The 12112-nt window shown below is 30.5% G+C and carries 15 protein-coding genes; all 15 read right to left on the bottom strand.

Going from position 1 to position 12112, the window contains the following annotated elements; all coding sequences use genetic code 11:
- Nucleotide 1: 1 nt before the first annotated feature.
- From HNP63_RS02940 to HNP63_RS02870, 15 genes are read right to left on the bottom strand one after another with little or no spacing between them, the layout of a single operon-like run.
- A complete protein-coding gene (locus tag HNP63_RS02940) occupies nucleotides 2-481 on the bottom strand; it encodes a hypothetical protein (RefSeq protein ID WP_004790212.1) in 480 nt (159 codons plus the stop codon).
- Between the two features lie 9 nt (nucleotides 482-490).
- A complete protein-coding gene (locus HNP63_RS02935; RefSeq protein ID WP_004790342.1) occupies nucleotides 491-1378 on the bottom strand; it encodes a MinD/ParA family protein in 888 nt (295 codons plus the stop codon).
- 11 nt (nucleotides 1379-1389) lie between these two features.
- Nucleotides 1390-2556, bottom strand: a complete 1167-nt coding sequence (gene flhF, locus HNP63_RS02930; protein WP_004790188.1) for a flagellar biosynthesis GTPase FlhF — start codon at nucleotides 2554-2556, stop codon at nucleotides 1390-1392.
- 4 nt (nucleotides 2557-2560) lie between these two features.
- The gene (gene flhA / locus HNP63_RS02925) at nucleotides 2561-4654 is read right to left on the bottom strand and encodes a flagellar biosynthesis protein FlhA (protein ID WP_110482917.1); all 2094 of its coding nucleotides are present in this window, start codon (nucleotides 4652-4654) and stop codon (nucleotides 2561-2563) included.
- Between the two features lie 8 nt (nucleotides 4655-4662).
- Nucleotides 4663-5781 (bottom strand): flagellar biosynthesis protein FlhB, encoded by a 1119-nt coding sequence (flhB, locus tag HNP63_RS02920; RefSeq protein WP_004790417.1) that lies wholly within the window; start codon nucleotides 5779-5781, stop codon nucleotides 4663-4665.
- The gene (gene fliR, locus HNP63_RS02915; protein WP_004790303.1) at nucleotides 5781-6569 is read right to left on the bottom strand and encodes a flagellar biosynthetic protein FliR; all 789 of its coding nucleotides are present in this window, start codon (nucleotides 6567-6569) and stop codon (nucleotides 5781-5783) included. Before fliR ends, flhB begins: the two co-directional genes overlap by 1 nt.
- A 35-nt stretch (nucleotides 6570-6604) precedes the next feature.
- Nucleotides 6605-6868 (bottom strand): flagellar biosynthesis protein FliQ, encoded by a 264-nt coding sequence (gene fliQ / locus HNP63_RS02910; RefSeq protein ID WP_004790668.1) that lies wholly within the window; start codon nucleotides 6866-6868, stop codon nucleotides 6605-6607.
- 7 nt (nucleotides 6869-6875) lie between these two features.
- On the bottom strand, nucleotides 6876-7640 hold the full coding sequence (gene fliP, locus HNP63_RS02905; protein ID WP_004790681.1) for a flagellar type III secretion system pore protein FliP: 765 nt from the start codon (nucleotides 7638-7640) through the stop codon (nucleotides 6876-6878).
- Between the two features lie 10 nt (nucleotides 7641-7650).
- The gene (locus HNP63_RS02900) at nucleotides 7651-8277 is read right to left on the bottom strand and encodes a flagella biosynthesis regulatory protein FliZ (protein ID WP_004790226.1); all 627 of its coding nucleotides are present in this window, start codon (nucleotides 8275-8277) and stop codon (nucleotides 7651-7653) included.
- Nucleotides 8270-8611 (bottom strand): flagellar motor switch protein FliN, encoded by a 342-nt coding sequence (gene fliN, locus HNP63_RS02895; protein WP_004790309.1) that lies wholly within the window; start codon nucleotides 8609-8611, stop codon nucleotides 8270-8272. Before fliN ends, HNP63_RS02900 begins: the two co-directional genes overlap by 8 nt.
- A 44-nt stretch (nucleotides 8612-8655) precedes the next feature.
- Nucleotides 8656-9714 (bottom strand): flagellar motor switch protein FliM, encoded by a 1059-nt coding sequence (gene fliM / locus HNP63_RS02890; protein ID WP_002656446.1) that lies wholly within the window; start codon nucleotides 9712-9714, stop codon nucleotides 8656-8658.
- A 20-nt stretch (nucleotides 9715-9734) separates the two neighbouring features.
- Nucleotides 9735-10271, bottom strand: coding sequence for a flagellar basal body-associated protein FliL (gene fliL, locus HNP63_RS02885; RefSeq protein WP_011600934.1), 537 nt, complete (start codon nucleotides 10269-10271; stop codon nucleotides 9735-9737).
- Between the two features lie 47 nt (nucleotides 10272-10318).
- Nucleotides 10319-11101 carry a flagellar motor protein MotB gene (motB, locus tag HNP63_RS02880; protein WP_004790238.1) on the bottom strand — a complete coding sequence of 261 codons (783 nt, stop codon included), beginning with the start codon at nucleotides 11099-11101 and terminating at the stop codon, nucleotides 10319-10321.
- A complete protein-coding gene (locus HNP63_RS02875; RefSeq protein ID WP_004790641.1) occupies nucleotides 11101-11883 on the bottom strand; it encodes a motility protein A in 783 nt (260 codons plus the stop codon). The genes motB and HNP63_RS02875 overlap by 1 nt, the downstream gene beginning before the upstream one ends.
- On the bottom strand, nucleotides 11880-12104 hold the full coding sequence (locus HNP63_RS02870; protein ID WP_004790133.1) for a flagellar FlbD family protein: 225 nt from the start codon (nucleotides 12102-12104) through the stop codon (nucleotides 11880-11882). The genes HNP63_RS02875 and HNP63_RS02870 overlap by 4 nt, the downstream gene beginning before the upstream one ends.
- Nucleotides 12105-12112: the final 8 nt, after the last annotated feature.

The following is a 12112-nucleotide window of genomic DNA, read 5'->3' as shown; positions in this document are numbered from 1 at the left end:
TTTATTCCTTCTTGCTCATTAAAGTTTTAATAGCATCTGCAACAACTTTTGGATCATTATCTTCAATAAATGACATTTTTTTATTTTTGCCACTCCCCTCTCTCATGTCCTCAGTATCAAATTTATATTTTTTGACCTCTTCTAGAAAATCAGCACTACTACTGATATTTTGAGAATTCTCATAAAGAGAATTTTTATTTTGAAAATCAAAATTCTCGTTTAAATCCTTATAAACTTTCTTATCATCTTGAAGTTTATTTTCCACATCGCTAGACAATTCTGTCGAAAAAAGATTTGATAGATATTTCTTATAAAGAAATTCAATCAAAAGCCCAATAATAAAAAAAAATACAAACTGGAAAAAAGATCTTAATAAGATTGTAAAAAATGGTAAGCCACAAAATAAACCTAAAACTGCTGAAATAAACAATGCTGATACACTAGCTAATAAAATATACTTTAATTCCCTACCTACAAACATAATGACCTACTATTCTACGCCAAAAAATCTTAATATGAAGCCTATAACACCTCTTCTTTTTCTGCTATCTAGAGAAACCTCCTCAAGAGTGGCAACAATAGAATCAAGACAATAACTAGCTTTGCTATTTGGATTTACCAAAACAAAAGGCTTTTGCTTAAAAACAGAATTTCTAATATTTTGATCCTCATAAATATACCCCAAATAATCAATATTTAAATTTAAAAATTGTCCTGAAATATCTATAACCTTTTTGGCAACCCCCTTAGCCTCACTCACATTAGCTACTCTATTAACAATAAGTCTTAAATTTTTCAAATTCTCCATCTTATAAGACAAAACCTTTATTATTCCATAAGCATCGGTAATCGAAGTAGGCTCTGGAGTAGTAACAATAACAACATCGTCACTGGAAAGCAAAAACGAAATAACTTGCCTTGAAATCCCGGCACTAGTATCTATTACAACTATATCATATTCATATATTTTTAATAATTCTTTTATAAATTTATTAACATCAACATCAGATAGATCTAAAAGCTCCATTGTACCAGAAGCACCGGCTAAAAGATCAATATTGTATTCTGTCTTTGTTATTACCTCCCTAATATCACGACTTTGAGCAATCATATGATATATACTATACTTAGGAATAACTCCAAGCAAAATATTAACATTGGCCATTCCAATGTCAGCATCAAGTATTAATACCTTTTTACCAAGCTCAGAATATTTAAGAGCAAGCCCAATCGCAATATTGCTTTTACCAACACCGCCTTTGCCACTACTAACAGCAATAAATCTTGTTTTACTATTTTGAACTTTCTCATCAATTGAAAAATTAAATTTACCATTTAATCTCATCATATCTCTTAAACTTTGAGCTTGATCTTCCATTATAACTTTCCTTAATAATAAGATTTACTTTTTATCTTCTTAATAAACTCTGCATCATCGCTTATTCTGTAGCCATTTATTCTTCTAATAAAAGTAAGTGGTTCTGCAACACTAATATTATGAGGAACAATTTGCCCATCCGTAACATAAGAAACTACTTTCTTCATTTCATAAATCAAACTTATTAAATTTCCAACGCAAGTGGTTTCATCCACTTTGGTAAAAATTACAGTTTTATAATTAAAAGGAGAGAATTGGTGAAATATTTCTTTAACATCTGATGTTTTTGTAGTAGAACTCACAGCTAAATGAAATTCGGCATCTCTTCCACAAGCATTAAGAAGCTCCTTCATCTCAGCAAGCTTCATAAAATCTTTAGGACTTTTGCCAATTGTATCAACAAGTATAAGATCGAAATCCTTTGAATCAGTAATTTCATCTTTTAAATCTTTAAAAGACTCAATTGCTCTAACCGGAATCCCCATAATATCACCATAAGTTTGAATTTGTTTTTTAGCTCCAATACGGTAATTATCAATAGTAATAATCTTAATATTCAAACTCTTCGATTCTCCATTAATACCATAAATTGCTGCAAGTTTTGCAATTGTGGTAGTCTTTCCAACACCTGTTGGACCAACTAAAATAAAAACTCTTTTCTTAAGATCATCAATAATAGATCCTGAGCATTTAATTGTCTTTGCAATATACAAGACAACATCCTCTCTAACTCTCTCATAATCATCAAGATCTGACAAACTGAATTCTCTCTTAATAAACTCATTAATGTCTTTAATATAGTTTTCAGAAAAATCATTTTCTCTTAAAATATCTTCAATTTTTGTAATTGTTGGATGATTAATATTTTCTTTTTTGTGAGCAAGTTCTGTTTTAAGAGACTTAACTTCTTTGAGCACATCTTCGATTGAAGAATTTTCTTCTCTTTTAATGCTTTGAAGAATCTTTCGCTTTTCATCTTCAACATTAATCTGTTGATTCCCAATGTCATACCTAACATAACCTGAAACTTCAACCCAATCTTTGCTAAACAAGCCTAAAATTCCCCCATGAGGAATGGTTTTATAGGTCATAACCCTAGCATTCTTGCCATATTTTTTCTTAATTATTTCTATAACTTCATTATAAGTTGGACCTTTTTCTGTAAAATACTGAACCATAATACTATTCTTCAACCTCTACTGTTTTAAGAACATTAACTTTAATATTTTGGGGAACCTCTAAAACAGACATAACAACAAGATCTGGAATCTCTCTGCTTGTTATCACTTTTATTATAGGTCTTGACGATTCGCTTGAGAGAACAACTGGATAAAACCCCTCCGATTGAACCTCGTTTACAATTTTGAAAAGTTCATAAATAAATTTAGCTTTCAAATTAGGATCAATTGAACTTATAAGATCGTGATTGGATTCTACACGAGAATCAATTATTATTTGCTCAAAATCAGGACTTAAAGTTATTACATTAAGCTCAGAATTTAAGTCTAAATACCCACTAGTTATTTGCCTTCCAACTGATTGTCTACATTTTTCAATCAAGAAAAATATATCCTTAGTAATACTTGTAAAATCTGCAATTGTTTCAAAAATTGTAACCAAATTGCGAATTGAAACTTGCTCTTTTAAAAGCCCTTGTAAAACCCTTTGAATCTCACCAACTGAAAAATTCTTAAGAACCTCTTCAACAATAGCCCCATAATCTTTCTTGAAAACATCAAGAGTATTTTGAACATCTTGACGAGTCAAAATTTCGTAAGAATGTCTTTTAATAAGTTCTGTCATATGAGTAGCAATAATTGAGGGGGGATCTACAACAGTATATCCTAATTTTTCAGCAGTTTCTCGCCCATCATCATCTACCCAAAGAGAGGGAAGTCCAAATGAAGGGTCTTTAACAAGATCTCCATCTATTCCAGAATCAATTCCAATATTTACCACTAAAAATTTACCAAGTTTAATCTCGCCTTGCCCAACTTCAACTCCTCTTAGTTTAAAAGAATAAGCATTGGGCTGAAGCCGCATATTGTCAACTATTCTAATCTTAGGCACAACTATTCCAAACTCAAATGCAATCTCGCGCCTTATCTTAACAATACGATCAAGCAGTTCAGACGTTTTTGTATCATCAACTATTGGAACAAGATTATATCCAATCTCAAGAGCTAGTGGATCAAGAGGAACAACAGGCGCAACATCTTTATCTGAATAAATTGAAGCTTGCTCTTCTTCCAGCTTCATTTTTTCAGCAATTTCTTCTTTACGCTTTATTCCTGAAAGAGAATAAGCTAAAAATGCAATTAGCAAGCTTAAAAAAATAAGAATTAGGGTTGGAAATCCAGGAAGAAAAGCTAAAAAAAACAAAAACCCAGAAACAATCCAATAAATTCCCAAATGATTTGTGAATTGCTCAAAAATCTCACCGCCAAAACTATTTTTTGAAATCGACCTAGTAACAATCAAACCTGTAGCCGTTGAAATTAAAAGGGCCGGCAATTGAGACACAAGCCCATCACCAACCGTCAATGCCACATAATTATTAAGAGCTTCGTTAAAATTAAGACCTTGCAAAGTTATTCCTACCAACAAACCGCCAAGAATATTTATAAGGGTTATTAAAAATCCAACCTTAACATTTCCCGATACAAATTTAGAAGCTCCATCCATTGCGCCATAAAAATTGACTTCGGATTGTAAATCATTTTTTTGCCTTGTAGCCTCTTCTTCTGTTAAATTTCCAGAACTGTATGCAGAATCAATGGCCATTTGTTTACCAGGAAGCGCATCAAGAGCAAACCGAGCTGCAACTTCAGCTACCCTTGTTGCTCCTTTAGTAATTACAATAAATTGAACAGCAATGATTATTATAAATATTATAAATCCAATAACAAGTCCTTGAATTCCAGAACTACCTACAACAAATGTACCAAATGTTCTTATCATTTGCCCATCAAAATTTATACCTTTAGTTAAAATTAATCTAGTAGAAGAAATATTAAGAACAAGTCCAAAAATAGTCATCACAAGTAATAAAGTGGGAAAAACAGAGAAATCTAGAGACCTCTTAGAATAAAGAACAATTAAAATAATTAAAAGACTTATTACTAAATTAATTGTAATCAAAACATCTAAAATAACCGCAGGAAGGGGTAATATAAACCCAGCAACAATAAATATTAAACCAACCGAAATTATTAAATCAGACTTATTATTAAGTCCTAAATATCCTAATATAGAATTTTTTGTAGCATCCAACAATAGAACCTCTAATTAAACTTTTTAGTAATAGAATATACTCTCACAAGAATTTTTGAAACAACCTCCCAATATTCTCTTGGAATTTCTTCGTTAACCTTAACATTAGCATAAAGTGCTCTTGCAAGCAGCTTATTTTCCATTAAAGGAATATTATTTTCTCTTGCTATTTTTTTAATTGTGAGAGCCATTTCATCCTGACCTTTTGCAAGCACCCTTGGAGCTATCATTGTTTCGCTATCCCACTTAATAGCAACTGCAAAATGCTCTGGATTTGTAATTACTACATCTGCTTGAGGAACAGCTACTCTTAAATTTGTACTTAAAACAACCCTCATTCTCTCTTTTATTCTAGATCGAAGCAAAGGATCACCCTCCATTTCCTTTCTCTCTTGCTTCACCTCTTCTTTTGTCATTTTCAAACTCTCAATGTACTGAGATCTTTGAAACAAATAATCAAACACCCCAACAATTGCCAAAAACATTACTGAGAAAAAACATATCTTATAGGCAAGCACCAACACAATAGAAATCCCAGACTGAAGTGTGTACTCTGAAAGCTTAGAAATTTTGCCTATATTGTTTTCTATAATAAAATAATATATCAAGCATATTATAACAACTTTTAACAAACTTTTAAACAAATTGAAAAAAGCCCCTGCTGAAAAAAAAGAATTTTTTGCCCACCTGGAAAAATTAAAACTAACTTTATCCCACCTTGGCTCCAAAGATTTAAAAGTAATAAAAAAGCCCACTTGAATAATATTAACAAAAAAATTAACAGCTAAGGATGCAAAAAAAAATAAAACGACATACCCCATAATAGATCTAATATATGCAAAACCCATAGCATAAACACTCATCTTCATAACTTCAGGAAGTTTGCTAGCTTGTTCTTTAAAAACAGCTGCTAAATCTAAAGCAAAATACGAAAGCATGAAAAAAAACAATGCAAATAACAACAAAAGACTAATAGCAGTGTTAATTTCAGTAGACTTTAATACCCGTCCTTCTTCTCTTGCTTTTTGCTTTTTCTGATCAGTGGGTAATTCGGTTCTTCCCTCATCATCTGCAGAAAAAAAATCAAGGGGAATATACCAACTTTTAATCAAAAGTTCATCTTTTATCATTATTTTAAAACTCTAGAAAACAATTTTATAAAACTACCAAGAGAATCTAAAGAAAGTTCAATCACTCTTTTTGAAGATATTGCTAAACTTGGAAATCCAATATACAAAATTAACAACCCTAAAAATAACGAAGTTGAAAAACTAATTATTAATAAATTAATCTGAGGCGATGATTTTGAAAGTATTCCTAATACTAGATAAAAAAGTAAGAGCAAAGCCAATATTGGAAACGAAATTAATAAAGCTTTTTCAAAAAGAAATCCAAAAGACATAAGTAAAAGCTTGACAAATTCTGAATTTCTCATATTGACTAAATGTTCAACCCTAATGTTCAAAACAGAATCATGTATGCCAACCACAAAAAACCGAAGTAAAAAATCGCTTGATAAGAATAAAAGCAAAAATAAATAAGCAAAAATTTGCGAAATAATCATACTATCTTCTTCTGAAAAAACATCAAAAATATTTGCATAAGCAAGCCCAATTTGATTAGAAAAGAAAAATCCGACTAAATGAAAAACATTAAAAATTATGCTAACAAAAAATGCCTGAATAAGGCCTAAAATGGCTTCTCCTGACAAAATTAACACAAAAGAAAACATATTGTCTAAAGGATAAATAATTTTAATCTTTTCAACAATAATTACAGAGAGAATCAAAGAAAAGAAAAAATTAAAATATCCGATTTTTATTGTTGAAAAAAATGGAGAAAATTTTAAAAACATAAAAATTCTGACCAACACTGGTAAAATTGTAAAAGATTTTAAAACTAAAAAATTCAAATTCAAAATTTCATCCAAATAATAAAATTTTAAGTCATAAATTAAACATTTTGCAATTGATTGAAAATCATATAGGTAAACTGCATAAGCTTATTCAAAATCCAAGGACCAAAAATCACAACAGTTAAAAGTATAACAATAATCTTTGGAATAAAACTTAAAGTTTGATCTTGAATTGAAGTAATAGCTTGAAAAATTGAAATCAAAAGACCAACTATAAGAGCTATAATCAACATTGGAGCTGATAAAATAATAATGTTTTCAATAGAAATTCTAATTAAATAAAGAATGTGTCCTGCAGTCATATTAACCTTACATAAAACTTTTAATAAGACCACTAGTAATTAAAGTCCAACCATCTACCATTACAAAAAGAATCAGCTTAAAAGGCAAAGATATCATTACAGGGGGCAACATTATCATACCCATGGCCATTAAAACAGAAGCAACAATAATGTCTAAAACTATAAAAGGCAAAAATATTAAAATTCCCATCTTGAAAGCCACTTTAAGCTCGTGCAAAATAAAAGCTGCAATTAAAACATGTGTTGGCACTTCGCTAAAATTTTTTGGTCGATCATAACTACTAATGCTCATAAATAATCTAATCTCTTCATGACGCCCATCAGACATCTGCTTATACATAAAAATTCTAAGAGGAGCAATTCCTTTATTATAAAATTCATCAAAATTTATTTTTGACTCTTTAAGAGGCAAATAAGCTTGTTTATATATAACATTAAAGGTTGGCCACATAGTAAAAATAGTTAAAAATAAAGCCAATCCCATTACTATCTGAGTAGGAGGAGATTGCTGAAGAGATAAAGCACGCCTAATAAAATCCAAAACTATGGATATTCGCAAAAATGAAGTCATTAAAACTAAAAATGCTGGAGAAAGAGTAATAATGGTTAATAGAATCAAAAGCTGCAAAGAAAAAGCTATTTCTGAACCACCAATATTTTCAAAATTTAAAAATGGAAAATTAAGACCATTGGTGGCTTGCAAAGATTTTGTTTGAGCAAAAGATACACTTGTTACACCAAAAAATAAAAAAAAATTAAAACACTTTCTCAAAATAAACCCTCTAAAATTTTTTTAATCTATCTTGTTTATCCTTAAGTGAAGTCTCAATTTTCTTCTCAAGTTTAACATAATCATTCCTAGAAAAAGGAATCTCTTCTTTTTTGAGCAACATTTTCTTAAAGATAGATTTAAAAGAATCTTTCTTGGCAGAATTATTAATTTTGCTAAGCCTAAGTTTTAAATCTTCTAATTCTTCCTCAGATTTAACCTCTTTGAGCAAAATAGAAGAATTACTGGAAACTAAAAATATGTAAACATTGTCTAATATATTTATAATTCTTATTGAATTTTTAACATCTATCTCGTAAAAAACAAGCTCCTTAATCAAATTGGAATTTTGTTCATATTTGCTTTTTTTTGAATAAAAAATCAACTTCTTAAATAAGAAAAAGATAAAAAAAGCAATAAGTAAAAATAAAACTATCTTAACCAAATCTGAAATATTAAAAAGAGAGACCGGTTGAGCACTGGCATTGTTAGCAAGATTTGCCTTATCCTCTTCAAAGATTGGCAAGTTAGATTCATTTTCTAAATCAGTAGATACTGAATTTATTTGCTCTTGTGAATTAGCATATGTAAAAAAATTAGAAAACGCTAAAAAAACTAAAAATAAAAATTTATTATTCATTTTTAGTTTTAATTATCTCAGTAATTCTAACTCCAAAATTTTCATCAATTACAACTACTTCTCCCCTGGCAACTATTTTACCGTTTACTAAAATATCTACAGGCTCACCGGCAAGTTTATCAAGAGTAATAATCGTGCCCTCAGACATACCAAGTATATCTTTTATTTTGCGCTCTGTTCTTCCAAGTTCTACAGTAAGCTGCATAGAAACATCCATTAAAAGTCCAAAATTACTAGGGTCAACTCCTTCTGGCAAAGTATCAATTAAATCGGGAAGCTTAACCCCTTTTATTTCTGGCTTTTCTGCATTATCACTTTTTTCATCTACACTCATAATTTTAACCTCTTAATAATTAAGTTATAATAAAAAAATAACTATCACTCAACCTCTTCTGTAAGCTCTTTTAATAAATCAAAACCTTTTATATCTCCAATTTTTTCTGTAATTTGTACTGAAACTTTATTCCCCATTAAACCCATTCTACATTTAAATTTTTCTTTAGTGCCAACCTTCAAAGTTAAATCTTTATTTATTAGAGAAGATTCAAGATTTAAAACATCACCTTTGTCAAGTGATAAAATTTCCCTTACTTTAAGCTTAACTTCTCCTATTTCTGCCACCAAAGGCATCGCTGTATTTTCCAACTTTTCACGCAAAGCATCAAGATTCTCACTAGTGGTTCCAACTCCAATCAAAGAATGCCAATATCTTGTTGATAATTTTGAAACAATAGGTTCTATAGTAATATAAGGTAAACAAAAATTCATAAGCCCTTCTACTTTTCCTATTTTAACCTCAAGAGTTACTAAAATAATCATTTCTGTAGGAGGAACTATTTGAGCAAACTGTGGATTGACCTCAATATGCCCAAATCTTGGCCTTAGATCAACTACTTGAGACCAAGCCTCTCTCATATTAGCAAGTATACGAATAATAACACTTTCCATTACAGACTGCTCTATTTCTGTCAAATCTCTACTTTTATCTTTAATCGTATCTCCATCTCCCCCAAAAAGTCTATCTACTATAGCAAATGCTATGGTTGGATCAACTTCAAAAATAGCAGATCCTTTAAGAGGATCCATGTTAATTATTGCTAAAGTTGTAGGGTTTGGTATTGACCTAATAAACTCTTCATAGGTTAATTGGTCAACTGAAGCCACATGAACATGAACCATTTTTCTCAAAAGAGCAGAAAGTGAGGTTGTAGTATACCTAGCAAATGCCTCATGAAAACTTGAAACTGTTCTGACCTGCTCTTTTGAAAATTTATCTGGCCTTTTAAAATCATACACCTTAACTTTTTGCTTTTTGCCTGTAGGACTAGATATAACATTAGAAAGAGATTCATCTAAAGATAAACTTTCAGATGAGTTGATAGACTCTAAAAGACTATCTATATCGTCCTGAGATAAAGCTCCTGGATTGTTTGCCATTTAAAATTCCTTTAAATTTATTACATATCAAAAATATCAATTTGGGTTAATGCTATTTCTTTTATTTCTCCATTTCTAAGAATACTATTAATTCTTGCCTTGATTTCTGCTTTTATTTGACTTTCATTCTTTATTTCTTGACCAGTTCTTTGGCTAAAATATTCTCTAATAATATCTTTTAATCGCACTTTTTGTCTTCCAAGTTCATTAAGAATATTAACATTATTCTCCGCATACCCTAAAGCAAGTTTTACAACAAAAGTTTTTGGAGGAACATCTAAAGTATTGCCTCTAATCTCATCTATGCTTTCATACCATATAAGCATAGGCGGCTTTCCTAAGTATTCATTAGAAAAAACTGGAAAATCACTAGGAGCCCCACTTTGGCTTACTACCATTTTAGATACAAAATAAGAAACAATTATCATTATCGCAACAGTAAATATTCCTATTGCAAGTATCTGTAAAATTTTTATTATAATATCAGGCAATAAACCACCTTTTCTACCAACATTGGAATCCCCCATATCTAAATTTTCATCGTCCTTATTTGGCATAATAAAATTCCTCCTATTAATTTCTTCTTTACAGTTACAAAGAATTATTACTGCTTAATTTCCTTAGGAAAACTTAAAGATGCATCCGTAGTAATTAATATATCAATTCTTCTATTATAAGCTCTGCCCTCAGGAGTATCATCTGTTGCAATCGGTCTGCTTCCACCAAAACCAGATACTTCAAACTTATTTTCAATGCTCTTAACATTAGATTGATCTAAATAGTTTAAAATATGTTCTAGCATATTAACAGATCTTGCAACTGAAAGCTCCCAATTGTTTTTCCAAGGCCCGTTTACATCAGTATCAATATTATCTGTATGCCCTTCTATTTTAAAATTATAACCTCTGGAACTTAAAACCCCAATAAAAGATGCTATTTTTTGAATAGAATCTCTATTGTCTTCAAGCTTAACATCTGCACTAGCAGAATCAAAAAATGCATCTGCCGCAAGAGATATCACAATACCTCTCTCTTCCTGTCTAACTATAATATTTTTAGACTGGATTTTCTCAATAAATTCAATCATAGATTTATTTTTAGCGGTCTGAGATGCTTGTTTATTGCGAACAGTAGAAGGCAAAGACATAAAACTATTACTCAAATAAGATAATTTATTAAAATCTAAAGCTTTACCACCTTTAAAAAATCCTGCACCCGTGAAAGAAGCAGACATTATCCTTATTACATTTTCTTGAAAAATAATATCATTTAATGAAAACATTGTAACAAAAAATACAAGCAGTAAAGTAACCATGTCTCCATAAGTCAACATATAATCTGGAGCTCCTTCGTCGCATTTTAAAGGTTTTTTAGTTCGCAAAGCCATTATTCACCCCCAATACTACTACTAAGATGACTTCGATCTTTAGGGGTTAAAAACGTCATCAATTTTTGCTCTAAAATTCTAGGATTATCTCCAGACTGAATTGATAAAACACCCTCAATTATCATTGTCTTTACTGCAGCTTCCTCAGAATCAATTTTTTCCAGCTTAAGTTGGACAGGAATAAACATTAAATTTGCCATTATAGTTCCATAAAGAGTTGTAATAAGGGCAACAGCCATAGAAGAACCAAGCGCAGACTTGTCCTCTAGATTACCAAGAAGAGCTACAAGTCCAATAAGAGTACCCGTCATACCAAAAGCCGGAGCAAGTTTTGCCCAAGTTTTAAAAAGATCTGAACCAACTTTATGCCTTTCTTGCATTTGATCAAGCTCCAAATAAAGCATCGTTCTAATCACTTCGGGATCTGCACCATCAACAACAAGCCTCATTCCTGACTTAAAAAATGGATCATTAATTTGTTCAAGCTCATCATCAAGAGATAAAAGACCTTCTTTTCTAGCCTTTTCTGAAAGCTCTACTAATATTTTTATAATAGAAATCTTAGCGTGAGAATTTCTCCTAAAGAAAAATCCTAAATATGTTGGAATTTTTTTTACAGCAATAACTTCTGAAGAAGCCATAAGAGCAGAAAAAGATCCAACAACAGTAATAAAAACAGAACTTAAATCCCAAAAAACACCAAGTCCTGTAGGAGTAAATGCCATGGAAATTAAAATAGCTCCAAATCCAACTCCCCACCCAATTATACTAGCTAAATTCATAATTCAATGCCCCCATTTCCTTCTCCTACAATTTTTTCAAAAGAAGCAACTTCTTTCCTATACAACTTAATCCTATTGATCACCTCTTCAACTTTTTCTTTTACAATTAACTTCTTGCCATTCATAAGAAGAATTGTAGTATCAGGATTAGCTTCAATACTTTCAATATGACAAGGATTTAAATAATATCCATCACCATTAAGCTTTGTTACAAAAATCATATGTTAAA

Source organism: Borreliella afzelii (genome assembly GCF_014202295.1).
GTDB classification, from domain to species: domain Bacteria; phylum Spirochaetota; class Spirochaetia; order Borreliales; family Borreliaceae; genus Borreliella; species Borreliella afzelii.
Note: the sequence above shows the minus strand (reverse complement) of the source record. Positions and strands in the feature narration are given on the sequence as shown.